Origin of the sequence: Pseudobacteriovorax antillogorgiicola, assembly GCF_900177345.1 — a bacterium.
In the GTDB taxonomy this organism is placed as follows: domain Bacteria; phylum Bdellovibrionota_B; class Oligoflexia; order Oligoflexales; family Oligoflexaceae; genus Pseudobacteriovorax; species Pseudobacteriovorax antillogorgiicola.
In genome coordinates this window covers 25,989-40,236 of record NZ_FWZT01000013.1, presented here as the reverse complement: position 1 = coordinate 40,236, position 14,248 = coordinate 25,989, and the positions used below count along the sequence as shown (strand labels likewise).

The window sequence follows — 14,248 nt, the reverse complement described above, 5'->3', positions numbered from 1 at the left end:
AAAGGCCGAGAAGGTTTCATCCCTAACATAGGCAAGATCTGTCTTTTTGTGTGATATCTTCAGAGTTTTGAAATCGCTCGATCACATAGGCGGGAACGTCGGCCCTCTTCATGCGTCTTATCGTATCGTCTACATCATAGGGAATGTGTATAATCTCACCACGACCCGTGCCGAGGTCCATGATGATATAGGTTGCTTCTGGTCCATGCAATGGTTCACCAACACTACCTACGTTCAACACGAACTTTGGCTTGATGTGGGCATAGGCAATTCGAGTTTCGTCCTTGAAGGGGTGGCCTTCTTCCACAGTTACCATGCCTGATACTTTGTGAATAAAAGGAATGTGCGTGTGACCGCAAATCAGGAAATCGCAATTCGCGGTGTGAGTTCGTTCTAAAAGAACCACGGGGTCGAGGTCCTTGCTAAGATATTCGTTAGGAGATCGAGGACTGCCATGAACAAAGAGCAAATTTCCACAAGGTGCCTTGAGGCGTATGCTTGTAGGTAGGTCACCAAGATAGAGTTTAGTTGATAGGGAGGTCCTGTCCAAAGTCCACTTAAATAGTTCGCGACCACGAATGGCCTCTTCTTCATTCACAAAGTTGCAGCCACAATCAGACTCTTCTGCTGCGATGTTTTTATCCCAGCAGCCTTGGATGGAGCGGATCTGTCGCTCATTGAGGAACTCTACTGCTTCTTCTGGTTCCGGGCCGTATCCTACACTATCACCAAGATGAACGATCATCTTGATGCCCCGCTTTGATATATCATCCACAACGGCTTTAAGAGCAGGCAGGTTGCCGTGAGTGCAGGACATAATCGCCAGTTTGCCCTTGGCCTCGATATTTCGTTCCATGTGGCCTCCGGTGTGCTGCAAAAAGACCAGCTTATTCGTGGGGAAGTTGCCTTTGTGACAAAAGAGTTACCACATTGGCAAGAAACCAAGCACTGGCAGCCATCACTTGGAGCCAATCGCCAGTTGAATCAATTCCATAGGCGAACATACTGCAAATCCAGCAAATGCTGGCCAAAGTTTGCCCTAGCCAATCGAGAGACACTGTCTTAATTAGCTGACTTCTAGCTCCTGCTCGAATCGAAGAACTAGGGTGATTTTCCATAACGTGATTACCCATATAGTATAAGGCGACTATGATTCTCTCATTGAGCCTGCTGCTGCTTCTCTGCCTTTGCTGCTATTTCGAAGTGATCTGTCAACTCTTGCATTTTCTCCCAGGGAGGGAAGGGATCCTCGAAACTCTTCCAAGACTGTGGCGTATTGATCTCTTTCTCTGTTAGCAGCGCTTGGTCTAAGCAATTGCGGATGTGGTCCTTATTAAGGTCTTGTCCGATGAAAACTAGTCGCGTTCGACGATCGCCAAACGTATCGTCCCAGACCTTTTGAAGCCAGCTGTAAAACTCTTGATTGGATTCAGGGGGGCGTTTTTCAGGGGGAACTGCTGCCCACCAGATGCCACCCCGCTCACAATTCAAGATTGTACCCGCGAGAGATAGAATGATGCTAATCGCCGGCTGAGACGCAATCCAGAAGTAGCCTTTTGCGCGCAAGAGCTTGTCCATAAAGTCAGTGTCCGATAGCAAGTCTGCAAATCGTTCGGGGTGGAACGGTTTACGAGATTCGTAGGCTAGGTGGCTGATTCCGAACTCTTCACTTTCAGAAACTTCTTCCCCTTGGAGCACCTTGAGCCAACCCGGCGCAAGCCGCGCTTCTTCGAAATTAAACCTCTTTGTCCCCAAGACTTTGTCCAGCTCGACCTGTGAGAACTCCGTCCTGCAAATACTAGCTTTTTGATTAAGCTGTGAGAGAATAGCTTCGAGATGGCTTAGTTCGGATTCTTCGATAAGATCAATCTTGTTGAGTATGATGACATCAGCAAACTCAACTTGGTCAGTCAAAAGACTTGACAGGTTGCGGGTATCACCGTCGTCCAGTGCCATGTCGCGATCTGCTAGTCGATCTCCGCTTTTGAAATGGGTTAAGAAGTTCGCTGCGTCAACTACTGTGACCATGGTATCTAGTTCCGCATAATCTGAAAGCGAGTGACCTTCCTCTGTACGAAACTCAAAGGTCTCTGCGACGGGCATTGGCTCTGAAATCCCTGTAGATTCAATCAGCAGGTAGTCGTATTTTTGGGCCTTGGCTAAAGCCTCCACTTCTGACAGTAAGTCATCTCGTAGAGTGCAGCAAATGCAGCCGTTTGAAAGCTCTACTAGACGCTCCTCAACTCTTTGAAAGCTGAGTCCTCGCTCCTCAAGGAGCGCTGCATCAATATTTATACTGCTCATATTGTTTACGATTAGGGCGACCTTGAGTTCAGTTTGATTGCTTAAGATGTGCTTCATGAGTGTCGTTTTACCTGACCCCAAAAAGCCAGATAGAACGGTCACGGGGAGCTTCTCGAAGGTGTTATGTGATGTTTCCTTTGTGTCCATGGTGTCCTCCTTAGGAACTAAGTCCTTTCAGACCTTGTTCGAACCACGAGAGAACGCGCCTGTGATGTTCTGCGCCATAGCACTCAATGAATTTCTTAGTATTGAACTCTTTAGCATTTTTAAGCTCTACGATACGCTTTTCACAGTATTCTTTAGTTAACGGCACTTGGCATCTGACTTCGATGCACTCTCGCCAAGATTGGAAGCTGTCTGGAATGAGAGATGTGTTGGTCATTCGTTAAACCTCTGTATTCGAGTTCGATGCTTGAATCTTGCCACGATCTAGTTTCAAATGCAAATATTTGCAATTAGATTGTTTCGAAATCTGGCCTTTGAGGGAAATTAATTAGTTGATAACCCTGGTTTGAAATTTCGTTCGAGGGCTCCAATTTGAGACGAATTAACATAAATTAATCGGATGATATTAATGCAATTGATGGCAATTAAGAAGCTGTGTCAGACCAGTTCAAGGGAAAACTCATTATTTGCCAATGAGATTCTAGATGATCGCGTTTTCAATTTTTTCTATTGAGAATTTTTGCAACATGTTCTGAAGAGTACGGGAATAGCTGCCTTTGGGGCTCCGAAGTTCCTTGCCTCAAGCGGGTTTGGAGGTGATGATTCAAGAATAAGAATCACCACCAGAAGGGATTACGTTATGAGATTATCAATCGTTATTGGTCTATATCTTACTTCCACGGGGCTCTTGGCGGCAGAGCACCATAAGTCTCACGCAAATCATTCCCACAAACACGGTCCCGATTGTGGACACGTCGCTGAGGTCCATGGAGACCATATTGACTATGAGCATGATGGTCACGATCATCACAGCCATGGCAGTCATGTTCACGAAGCGGAGATTAAGCTTCACAAAGATCACAAGCACATTCACGGTACCGGCTGTGGCCACAAAACTCGCGTGAAGCATGGTCGCTTGGAGTTTGATCATGATGGACATTGGCATCACGTTCATGGATCGCATGTTCATGAGACCCACTCTTAAGATCTGATCTATCAGGCGAGGGCCGCGCCCGCAAAGGGGCGGCTGGCACTAGAGCTGGTGAATCTCCACTATAACTCTAAACGAGCCAGAGCCTCTAGATCTTGCGGTGTATCGATATCGAAGGCCAGCTCCGCAGACGGAACTAAACTCACCTGGCTTTGGCTTTTGATCAGTGCCTTGCAACCTTGGTCACCCTTAATATCTTCAATCTCACCTGCTAGTTCTGCTGCGATGATAGCCGGAACACCGACCGTGTTTTCGTATTCACTAGCTGCCACCAAATCCTGGTTTTCCTGAGCTCTGCGGATAATGTTTGTGAGGTGCCCTTCATCGATCAGTGGTTGGTCTACCAAGCAGAATAACACCGAGTGCTCAGGGCTATTGTTTGGGTTAGGAATCGCAGCGTTAAAACCCGCTTTGATAGAGCTGGAGATCCCAGTTTCCCAGCGAGGGTTATAGACTAGGGTTTCGTTAGGACTAGTCTCCTTTGCAATCACTTCGGTATGGGCACCCAAAACTACAAAAACTCCAGCATTGGCAACTTTATGAGCTTGGGTGATAGCCTTTTTCAATAGGCTCTGATTCTCAAATTGGACCAACTGCTTGCGTGGTCCATCCAAACGACGACTGGCTCCAGCCGCCAAAACCACCACTGAAACCTTTTGATGCCTTCGTTTTTTCGCTAGTCCTGTTCGTCGATGTACCGCTTGGATTTCTGAAACAATGCTGAGGGCGATTTCGCTTGGTTGCCGCCCCCCTGTTTTGAGGCCTATGGGAGAGAATAGCCGGCCAGCAAGTTTACTCATCAATTCAGACTTGCTAGCCGAAGTCTGCTTAAACAGTGCCTCTCGGCGGTGTGCTGGGCCAAGCAATCCAAGGTACGGAATCTGATCTTTGTAAGCAATGGCATCCAGGACAGCGCTATCGGATTCAAAGTTGTGGGTCATAGCAACGACAAATTGATGTGGCCCGTTGGAAACTCGGGCAAGGGCTTCCTTGGTGGGGAGCGCGTAGGTTTCTACCCGATCTGGCCACTTTTGACGTGCGATCTTTTCAGAGCTCCGGTCGTAGACCTTAGTTGTCCAGCCCATTTGAGCACTTAGGCGGGCCAAGGGGACGGCGTCAGTTCCGGCGCCGAAAATGCTAACGGTTGGGACTGGATCCTGCTCTTCTCGCAGTACTAGGAATCGCTCGCTTCCCGCACCTTCAATCAGATGCTCAGGGAAGCCCGGCTCGCAGTCCCAAAGATGCTCTCTCTGAGTGGCGCGAAAGAGCATGCCCTCCTTACGATCGAAGGCGTGTATGATCTTGCGTTCCTCGCTTGGTGGCCTGAGAAGCTCTAGTATGCGGTCGAAGTGAGCTTGATCCTTAAACCGTACTGGCTCGAACACCATGGTTAGGACGCCCTTGCATCCCAGCCCGTAGCCAAAAAATTGGTCTGCGTCGTCGGTGGTGTCCACCTCCCATTCGAGAATTTGTCCCAAGTCCCAGGCGTTTAAGCCTTGCTTGGCAATTTCAGGTTCCAGGCAACCACCACTAATCAATCCGCATGTGGTGCCATCGAGTGCTACAAGTAACCGAGCGCCAGCCTTCTGATAAGTGGAGCCTGCTGTTGAAAATAACGAGACAACTATAATCCCATCCTGCATATCTCGTTGAGTCTCAAGGAAATTCAAGCGCTCCTGTTGTTCGATCACGTCGCAACCTCACTAAGTTTATATCACTCCGACGGCCTTAACTTTCCACAGCTTGCGAAATATTGTCAATGCAGCTTAGAAAATCCTCTAAAGCTAGTTCAAGTTGGCCGCAACAAATTGAGGTCTACAGCTGGTGTAACCAAACTGCAATCTTGCCGAAGCCGCTGACTGCCTTGGTATTGCTTGGGTTCGCAGGTGTCATCAAATGTAGCGTTCCGTTATTTTTTTTGTCTAAAGCGTCAAAAGCTTTTACTATCAGGGTCTCGAAAATTTTACTTGAGAGATAGAAGACTATGACTCGACACAAACTTTTCATTAACAACAAGAACTACGAGGTGGAGGCTCCCGATGAGATGCCTCTGCTTTGGGTTATCCGTGACTTGCTCGATATGAAGGGCACAAAGTTTGGATGTGGTAAAGGCTTGTGCGGGGCTTGCACCATTCATCTAAACGGATCAGCGATTCGCTCTTGCTCGACTCCTGTTGCGGCCGCAAAAGGGGCATCGATCACAACGATCGAGGGATTGAGCAAAGATGGCGATCACCCCTTGCAGCAGGCTTGGCAGGAACTTAGCGTGCCTCAGTGCGGGTATTGTCAATCTGGGCAGCTGATGAGCGCCGCTGCCTTGCTAGAGACAAATAAAAAACCAAAGGATTCCGATATCGACGCAGCCATGGCTGGCAACATTTGTCGCTGTGGAACCTATCCCCGAATTCGCAAGGGTATTCTGAAGGCGAGCGGCCAGGTGCAAGAGGAGGCAAAATCATGAGCTTAGTCATTAAAAATATGAGCCGTCGCGGTTTCGTACAAACTAGCGCTGGAGTTGCTGGATTCGTCTTGACGACTCAGGCAGAAGGTACAGCAACCAAGATTATGGCGGCGATGGCTGCTGCTGATCCCAATAAAGAGTTTAGTCCGAACGTTTTTCTGTCCGTACCTAGCAAGGGGCCGATCGAGATTGTTTGTCACCGGTCAGAGATGGGGCAAGGGATTCGTAACGGAATTCCGATGCTGATTGCCGAGGAACTAGAAGTCAACCTCGATGATGTTAAAATCATTCAGGCAACGGGTGATAAGAAATACGGCGACCAAAATACAGACGGTAGCCGCAGTATCCGTTTCAACTGGGATCGTCTCAGAACTTTTGGCGCTACAGCACGGACCATGCTTGAAACCGCAGCGGCTCAAACTTGGAAAGTGAAGGCCTCTGAATGTTATGCGAAAGAGGGCAAGGTCTATCACAAGTCTTCAGGTAAGTCCTTGAGCTATCAGGAGCTAGCCCTTGTGGCAGCGAAATTACCTGTACCAAAGGACGTCGAACTAAAGAAGCCAAAGGACTACAAGCTTATCGGCAAGAAAAGCTTATCGGTCGACCGTAAGGCTTTGTCAACCGGTCAGGCAACTTACGGTATGGATGTGGAACGCCCCGGAATGGTGTACGCAGCTCTTAATCGTAGCCCCACCATTGGTGGCAGCATCAAGTCTTTCGATGCTAAAGACGCTAAGAAACAGACCGGCGTAATGGATGTGGTTACTCTCGATGCAATTCCGCAACCCATCAACACCAATGCGGCTGTGGCAGTCATCGCCAGCAATAGCTGGGCGGCCATGCAGGGAGCGAGTAAGGTTAAGGTTCAGTGGCAAGATGGTCCTTATGGGAAGTTGGACACCGAAGCTTACATGAAGAAACTCAAAAAAGCTGGAGAGCCCTCGAAGCTTAAAGTCGCTCAGACTGAAGGGAAGAAGCCTTCTGCCAAACCAGCCTATACCGTAAGTCAAGAGTTTTCAGCTCCGTTCCTTGTGCATGCGCCTATGGAACCTCTCGTGGCAACTGCTGCGCCCACCAAGGACGGTGGTATGGAGATTTGGGCACCGATTCAAGATCCTCAGCGTTTAAGGGCAAGCGCCGCTGGGTACCTAAAAATTCCTGAAGAGAAGGTAACCGTTCACGTTACTTTCTTGGGTGGTGGCTTCGGCCGCAAATCTCAACCAGACTTTGGCCTGGAAGCTGTTTCTCTTGCGCAGAAGCTGAAAAAGCCTGTGAAGGTGGTTTGGAGCCGCGAAGATGAAATCAAACACGGTTTCTATCACGCAGCTTCTTGGCAAAAGCTGTCAGCTGACTTGGACAAGGATGGCAACTTGCTATCGTGGAATCATGATACGGTGTTTCCAACGGTCATGACCGTGTTCCAGGCTGGTGTTGAGAAGCCTCACGAGTTTGAACTGGGAATGGGAGCTACAAATATGCCTTACCGAGCAGGTGTTGCAACTGTCAGGCACGGTATGGTCGACGCTCCGGTACGGGTTGCGTGGCTCCGCGCCGTTTGCAATGTATTCCATGCGACGGCGATCAATGGCTTTGTTGATGAGTTAGCTCGTAAGGTTGATAAAGACCCAATTGACTACCGTCTCCAGCTCATCGGCAAGTCTCGTAAGTTGGGGCATCAGGACACGGGCAGACTCCGAGCGGTGATTGAGCGTTGTCGTGACGTTTCAAACTGGGCGAGTCGCAAGAAGAAGGGTGCGAAGCTCGGGTTCGCGAGCCATTATAGCTTTCAAAGTTATGTCGCTGTCGTTGTAGAAGTGGAAAAAGACAGCTCTGGCGTTCGGGTGAAGCAGGTTGATATGGTGGCTGATGTAGGACAAGTGGTGCATCCAGAAGCGGTGGTTTCCCAGTTTCAAGGAGCGGCTGTATTTGGTCTATCGGCAGCTCTGTATGGGGATATTCAGGTTAAAAATGGAGCTGTTGTGCAAAACAACTACCATGATTATCCTGTGATGCGCATCGATCGCTCGCCGAAGATCAATGTCGACCTCGTTGAAAACAACTTCCCACCAGAAGGTGTTGGCGAGCCAGGCACTCCTCCGGTTGTCCCTGCAGTCATCGCCGCGATTCGTGAATTAACTGGGGACTTGATCACCGAACTACCAGTCTCAAAGCACATGAATGCCTAGCCTAATACTGTAAAAAATTATGTTAGAAGGGGTCCGGAGGTGGCCCCTTTATTATTTCTTGTAAAGTCGCAATGCATTTTCAGGCACAATTTCAAAGTGGTCGTCCCCAGGCTTTTTCCAGTATAGCTGGAGGGCGACCTCCCACCGTGGGCCTTGGAAATAGTCGAGTCGCAGATTTTTGATCCCACTGGTAAAATCAGCCTGACCATCGGCAACTGTCACTTCTTGAGTACTGTCGTTGTTCACTACCAAATCGCTATCAATGAAAAGTTTTGAACCATCGTCTGAGGCTAGTCTAAACTCGTAGGTTCCGCTTTTAGGGAGCATGATTCGGCCGCGATATGAGATTGCAAACCATTCAAAGAGATCAGGGACGCCAGGAAAACCAGTCTCATATCGCATCACAGGCACATCGATCTTTTCAGTATAGATCGTACTTATTGGAGTTAATAGGTCGAGGTTAGGAAGCTGTTGGATGCCTTCCGGTAAGCGGTAAACATAGCCTGCAAGCCCTGAGTTCGGATTAGGGTCCTCTGAACCAAAGACACTTTCTTTTTCTGCAATGACAAGGGCAATATCACTGCTGGTTTTTCGATTGTTTAGAATCGTGCGAGCTTTGACAGTGTGTTCGATACCATCTGTTTTGAGCACCTCAAACTCAGTAATAACTTTCTTACCATCCTCCGCATCTTTCACACTAAGAAAGATATCATCAAAGTAATTTGAGCCATTTACAGCGGGGGTTACTTGAGTGAGATAAAACTTGCCGTCTTCAATATAGCCATTGCTGCCAGCATAGCTTGTGAACGCTTGACCTTCTATCACTAACGATGTTTTCATCAAACTCTTTAAGATGCTAAATCCAGATAGATGGGATTGTTCCTGATCTGTTCGCTGAATTTTTGCCAGATGAAATTTCAAAAAGCCGTTGAGGGAGTCGTGGAAAATGAGACCTTGGCTCAGCGCGGTGAAGCTACTGATGAAGAAAAACATAGCGAAGGTTGAATAGCCATCTGCCGAGCCACCAGGGCTTCGGAGATCTTTGAGCAATTTCATGGTCCGCCTCTAATCATTTCTTGCGAGAACAAGGCCCCAGAAGTGGCTCCCGGAGGCCCCTTTCACACGCAAAAAAGCTCACTATTAATATACCTTTCGGTTGTTTTGGGCTCACATTTAAGTGAATATTTAAACATAGGTAATTAAAGTGATAATTGCGGATAATTATCAATTATGCCGCATCTAGATCACGTTTTTGTAGTAAGAATTTGCGAAGCTATTCTTTAGGTAAGATTTCGCTTTGGTTTCAAATAAGTCACATCTGGTTCGAAGGCTTTGCCTTGATCAAGAAGACTCGCTAAGAGTGCTGCCATCTTTTAGATTCTAGCCGGGAGTCTCCCATGAAATCGTTTTCCTTTAGTCGTTGCATCGCTGTTTTAATCTCACTGGTATTTGTGCTCAGCGAGCTTTCACTGGCCAAGGTTCCAGTTGTCAACTACTCGCCCTATCGCGATGGTCAAAGACCGGGTGGCCCTGGTCCTAGTGAAGATCAGATTGAAGAAGATCTGCTCCTTCTGAAAAATATAACCACTGAGCTTCGAGTTTATGGCATGGGACGTAATACGGAAGTCATCGCGAAATTGTGCCAGAAGCTTGGCCTGCGCCTTCATGTCAGTGCATGGCTCGTCCCTGAAGACGACGATGAGCCTTGGAGCTGGCAAAATTATCAGGAAATGAGAAACCTGATAACATTCGTCAAGTCGTACGCATCCTCTGGAGTCTTGGCGAGTGCCATCATCGGTAGCGAGGTACTTTATCGAGGGGATCTGAGTGAAGACCGGCTGCTACAATTCATTAACTATGCAAAGCAGCAGCTGGCGGGTACCGGTGTTCCGGTTAGTTCAGCAATCATCTACTTTAACTGGACTGAAGCCCTCGCCGCTGCAGTGGATCAAATCACGTTTCACGTTCATCCCATGTGGGAGGGGCGTCCCATTGAGCAGGCAGCCAAGCGAGTTTTAGACACTTGGACGGGTTTACGAAATCGATTTCCTGACAAAGCTGTACTCATCGGTGAAACTGGATGGGCGAGTCAGGGTAGTGCAATTAAGCTTTCAATCCCTTCTGAAGAAAATCAATCACGGTTCACAGCAGATTTGTTTCAGCTAATCTACGATCACCCCGAAAAGGATGAGATCAAAGTATTTTTCTTCAGTGCGTTTGATGAATTATGGAAAGCGGGAGATGAGGGTGATGTGGGAGCACACTGGGGCTTATTTCGCTCAGATAGAAGTCCAAAGCCGGTTGTCGACGTGATTGAGAATCTTGCCTCATAAAACAAGGCTTATTTTGGTGTAAGATTCGCATTTTTTGCGATGGATTCCCTCGCATCGACCGATCTATCTGAGGCATCGTATGCCCAACTAGAGATAGGTGTTCTTTATGAGCGAACCAGCAAAATCTTCTTGCCTAGCGGAAGCGATGTTACAGGATTGCCAGTTAATGGCACGCTATGCAATGATTTCTGGAAAGCAGATGGAGGCTAGCTCAGTTGCCCAGTTGGAGGCGATTGGAGCGGCCCATCTTAGCCGTGGTGTCATGACCCCCGAGGAGGTGAAATTCCTCACGGAGATGCATAACTACCTTTCCGAATTAGTAGCACCTGCAACACCCAGATTTATCCAGATTCTTCAAGGTCATCAATCCTTCTCCATGCTTTCTGTTCTAGGTTCGATTCCACTCATTCGAAAAATCATGTGTTTCTCCATGATTTGCTTGGCCGGATTCATTGCTATAAGTCTTTCCCCCGACGTAAATGGTAGTCCTAGCAACTACTCACTTTTTGAAAATAGTGGTGTCAACTTACTACTTAACGAATTATTTTTGATTTTCGCTGCCGGGATTGGAGCGTCATTTGCTGCATTATTTAAAGCTAATCGGTATTTAGAGAAGGGAACATTCGATCCGATTTATGGCAATTCCTACTGGCTACGTATCATTCTGGGAATCGTATCAGGAACCTTACTTGGTATGCTGGCACCAGTTGAAGATTTTGAGCATCTTGGTGCTTCCATGATTGGCCCGCCAAACTTAAACAAAACATTTAATGGTATCGGTCGGCCTTTATTAGCAATAGCTGGGGGATTCTCTGCGGCTTTGGTCTACAAGATTCTCGATCGTGTGGTGAGCTTCCTTGATACACTCATCGATACCGTTTTCCCTTCGAACTTCTCGCGTTTTCAATCGCTACAAAGAAATGAGTCTGGTAACGATTCCGTCACGTCCAAAATGCAGGACCGAATCCCTGTCAGAAATCGTTCTCCTCAACCTTATATGACGGTCAGTCATCAACCCAATCCTGCGGTTACGGTTACCTGCCCACCAATCGAAGAGGATGAATCCGATCCGTTTCAGGGGTGGCTAGAAAGCTTTATCAAGCTTGGCGAGGGCTATCGAACTAAAGTCTACAAGGATTCTCTAGGTATTCCCACTATCGGAATAGGCTGTAACCTTGAGGTACTAGAAAACCAAGAACTGATCCGTGGCTTTGGAGTTTCCCTAGAAGCTATCCTAGCGGGAACAGTTGAGCTAACTGAGGAGCAGATCTCATCTATCTTTCGGGTTCACTGTGATGCCTGCTTAGCGGACGCTAGGGAAATATTCCCGAAATTTCATCTGTTAACCGATGTAAGAAAAATTGTCTTGCTCGACATGAGGTTTAATCTAGGCAAGACACGGCTGCTGAAATTCAAGAACATGATTAAGGCGGTTAATGATTACAATTACTCCAAAGCAGCTACCGAGATGAAGAATTCCCGCTGGTATCGCCAAGTGCGTAATCGAGGTGAGCGAAATGTCTACATTATGCAGCAAGGCACAATGATAGGGGCGCCCCATATAACTGGCGAACTAGAGAGCTTCGAAACGCAGATGAATAGAAATAGTCATGTAGCGTGATCTTCCGAACGTCCAACTCGGGGGAAAGGAGCGGCTCTCAAGTAGGAGGTGGTAGCTCTGCCGAGAGTCCATTGTCTTTTAAAGCGTGGCGGAATTTGATTCGATGTCCTGACGAATCGCTGCTTGCCACCGGTCTAAAGAATCGAGCAAGATCTGTAGCTCGGAATCAAAGTCATAGTTGCTAAGATAAGGATCTTGTTCATAGGCAGTCCGAACTTGGTCGCCATAGAATAAAATTCGGTCTCTTATCTTCTGTTTGCGCTGATCAGATGTCATCTCCAAGAGTATTTGAAGAAACTGCTCTTCGGCTTCAGAAAAGCTAAGAAGAGCCTTGCTTAAATCATTTTTGCCGCGGTAGGCTTGGTCATAATAGCTTGATGGCTCTCCAATATGATCAAGGTCCCACGGCGCGAATCGAAGCTTAGTGCGGTCCCAGTAGACGAAAAAATTATTATTGTAACCATCCCAATGATTCAGAAACGCGGCCGAAGCCAGATAGTTCAAATAGTTCACTCGATCAAGTACTTCATCAATGGCATTGAGCTGAATGGTTGGTTCTTGAATAACTGCAATCATCTCTTCTAATGGATCGTAACGCTTTTCCCCCAGCACAACTTTGAACCCTAGTGAGAGGTCGTTGAGGTTTTTAAGTTCGAAATTGGCATGGCCTAAACGTCCGTAGCGCGCCTTATAAACTTGCTCTGCTGTCACTCCTCGCGTTCCAAAGAACTCTTCATCGACCTCTTCGATCACATGATAGAGGCCTTGAAAACGCTGGTTTAAGTAGAGCGCAATTGGGAACTGGCGCGGTGCTATCAAGCCCTGCTCGCGAAAAACCTCGAAGCCAATTAAGGAGCGCAAACCGCTTTTGTCGCTACCTTGAGCACTCAGCCTGAATCGATCTAAGCCTTGATACTCCGTTCCATCTGCAATTTGTACCTTATAACTTCTTTTAGGGTGAAATAGGCTTGATTTACCGGAGTACGATACTTTTATCTCTTTCCATTGCCCTTCGATCTGTAGGGCCGCTGACGCTTGAATCTTTTCTGTGAGAGCTGATTCCATCTTGGAGCGCTCATCAGCTTCGATCACTAAATTGATGACTGGTAAACCATAGTTTTTCAGCTCGTCGTCGTCGCCGCAAGCCGAAAATATAAATAAGGTAAGAATGAATCCGAGATGCTTCATTAGAATCGTACCCTCGCTTCCAAAATCGCACGACTGTTTAGATAAGATATGTCGTCACGATCCAATGGGTTAACGCTCCCGATAAGGTCTCCAGTGAGATAGTAGGAAAGCATCTTACTTTGAGTCCAAGACAACCCTGCACCCATTGAGTATGTGCGATCAGCGCTATTAAACCGATCATTTGCGAGACCAGCCAAGCGACTGCTCCATGCCCAGGCTGTGCCCTTGATCAGTCGCTGATATTCGAGGCGAGCCCCGCCGAAGACAACCTCACCATCACTGCTAACGGATCTGAGTTCCGTCGCCAAAGGGTCGATACCTGCGATGAGTTCTAATTCGAGCTTATGGGCTTCGGAGGTGTAATTGAGATTGATGCTCATCGCTCCGTTGATTGCCTCTTCTTCGTAGTTTTGACGATCTCTTTGAATGATCGACCAAGCCCCAAGAGCCCATGAACCCCATTGCTGGACGAGGCCAAGCTGGAGGTTGTAATCCAACGAGGATGGTAGCCCAATGGCTAGCCGTAGTCGTTGTCCGTTTTGTTCCTTGCGCCAGGCTATTTGAGGCTGGAGCGAGACGTAGGCCAACTCTTCAATTTTGTCACTGAGTATGCTTCGTTTAGAGAAAAAACGGTCTTTAGATGGGGTATAGGATTCAATTCCTAGCCGCGATTTTCGGTAGCCAAGGTAGATTCGGTCCGTTTCACTAACCTTGTAATTGAGATAGGTTTCGGTGGCCTCGAACTCTCGTTCGTCAGATTCTGCCTGGGCCTCGATAACCGCTCTTACACCGTGGATTCGCTCGGACTTGAATTTAAGTTCAGTATCGAAAAATAGCTGGCCACTTTTCTTGATATGACGATAGTCAGCACCCAGCCTGAGGTCAGCTTCAACGTCAATCTCGGCTGCCTTAAGGTGTGGGAGATATTGGAAGCTTAGAGCTATCGATACGATCAGAAATTTGCAGATACTTTCCATAATAACTTCCTTCACATGCTCC

Annotated in this window: 13 protein-coding genes; 5 read left to right on the top strand and 8 right to left on the bottom strand. The window is 47.6% G+C overall.

Features of this window, described 5'->3' with window-relative positions:
• Window positions 1–22: 22 nt before the first annotated feature.
• Genes B9N89_RS16970 through B9N89_RS16955 form a run of 4 tightly spaced genes read right to left on the bottom strand, consistent with a single transcriptional unit; the run spans window position 23 to window position 2,686 of the window.
• Window positions 23–856 carry a metallophosphoesterase family protein gene (locus tag B9N89_RS16970; RefSeq protein ID WP_132321028.1) on the bottom strand — a complete coding sequence of 278 codons (834 nt, stop codon included), beginning with the start codon at window positions 854–856 and terminating at the stop codon, window positions 23–25.
• A gap of 31 nt (window positions 857–887) precedes the next feature.
• Window positions 888–1,133 carry a hypothetical protein gene (locus B9N89_RS16965; protein ID WP_200820737.1) on the bottom strand — a complete coding sequence of 82 codons (246 nt, stop codon included), beginning with the start codon at window positions 1,131–1,133 and terminating at the stop codon, window positions 888–890.
• A gap of 25 nt (window positions 1,134–1,158) precedes the next feature.
• The gene (locus B9N89_RS16960) at window positions 1,159–2,451 is read right to left on the bottom strand and encodes a GTP-binding protein (protein ID WP_132321026.1); all 1,293 of its coding nucleotides are present in this window, start codon (window positions 2,449–2,451) and stop codon (window positions 1,159–1,161) included.
• Between the two features lie 10 nt (window positions 2,452–2,461).
• Entirely contained in the window at window positions 2,462–2,686 is a 225-nt protein-coding gene (locus tag B9N89_RS16955) for a hypothetical protein (protein ID WP_132321024.1), read from the bottom strand.
• Between the two features lie 423 nt (window positions 2,687–3,109).
• Here B9N89_RS16955 and B9N89_RS16950 point away from each other — a divergent pair, with 423 nt between their 5' ends.
• A complete protein-coding gene (locus tag B9N89_RS16950) occupies window positions 3,110–3,454 on the top strand; it encodes a hypothetical protein (RefSeq protein ID WP_200820736.1) in 345 nt (114 codons plus the stop codon).
• Between the two features lie 68 nt (window positions 3,455–3,522).
• Here B9N89_RS16950 and B9N89_RS16945 read toward each other — a convergent pair whose 3' ends face one another.
• Entirely contained in the window at window positions 3,523–5,151 is a 1,629-nt protein-coding gene (locus B9N89_RS16945; protein ID WP_132321022.1) for an XdhC family protein, read from the bottom strand.
• A 293-nt stretch (window positions 5,152–5,444) separates the two neighbouring features.
• On the opposite strand from B9N89_RS16945, the gene B9N89_RS16940 reads away from it, so the two are divergent.
• Together B9N89_RS16940 and B9N89_RS16935 are read left to right on the top strand one after the other, a co-directional pair.
• Window positions 5,445–5,921 carry a (2Fe-2S)-binding protein gene (locus B9N89_RS16940; RefSeq protein ID WP_132321020.1) on the top strand — a complete coding sequence of 159 codons (477 nt, stop codon included), beginning with the start codon at window positions 5,445–5,447 and terminating at the stop codon, window positions 5,919–5,921.
• Window positions 5,918–8,107 carry a xanthine dehydrogenase family protein molybdopterin-binding subunit gene (locus B9N89_RS16935; RefSeq protein ID WP_132321018.1) on the top strand — a complete coding sequence of 730 codons (2,190 nt, stop codon included), beginning with the start codon at window positions 5,918–5,920 and terminating at the stop codon, window positions 8,105–8,107. Before B9N89_RS16940 ends, B9N89_RS16935 begins: the two co-directional genes overlap by 4 nt.
• 51 nt (window positions 8,108–8,158) lie before the next feature.
• Here B9N89_RS16935 and B9N89_RS16930 read toward each other — a convergent pair whose 3' ends face one another.
• A complete protein-coding gene (locus B9N89_RS16930; RefSeq protein ID WP_132321016.1) occupies window positions 8,159–9,163 on the bottom strand; it encodes a PA14 domain-containing protein in 1,005 nt (334 codons plus the stop codon).
• A gap of 341 nt (window positions 9,164–9,504) precedes the next feature.
• On the opposite strand from B9N89_RS16930, the gene B9N89_RS16925 reads away from it, so the two are divergent.
• Together B9N89_RS16925 and B9N89_RS16920 are read left to right on the top strand one after the other, a co-directional pair.
• Complete coding sequence (locus B9N89_RS16925; protein ID WP_132321014.1) at window positions 9,505–10,440, top strand: glycosyl hydrolase family 17 protein; 936 nt, start codon at window positions 9,505–9,507, stop codon at window positions 10,438–10,440.
• Window positions 10,441–10,546: 106 nt separating this feature from the next.
• On the top strand, window positions 10,547–12,061 hold the full coding sequence (locus B9N89_RS16920; protein ID WP_132321012.1) for a glycoside hydrolase family protein: 1,515 nt from the start codon (window positions 10,547–10,549) through the stop codon (window positions 12,059–12,061).
• 78 nt (window positions 12,062–12,139) lie between these two features.
• Here the strand turns inward: B9N89_RS16920 and B9N89_RS16915 are convergent, their stop codons facing one another.
• A complete protein-coding gene (locus tag B9N89_RS16915; RefSeq protein WP_132321010.1) occupies window positions 12,140–13,249 on the bottom strand; it encodes a CotH kinase family protein in 1,110 nt (369 codons plus the stop codon).
• On the bottom strand, window positions 13,249–14,226 hold the full coding sequence (locus tag B9N89_RS16910; RefSeq protein WP_132321008.1) for a hypothetical protein: 978 nt from the start codon (window positions 14,224–14,226) through the stop codon (window positions 13,249–13,251). Before B9N89_RS16910 ends, B9N89_RS16915 begins: the two co-directional genes overlap by 1 nt.
• Between the last annotated feature and the right edge of the window lie 22 nt (window positions 14,227–14,248).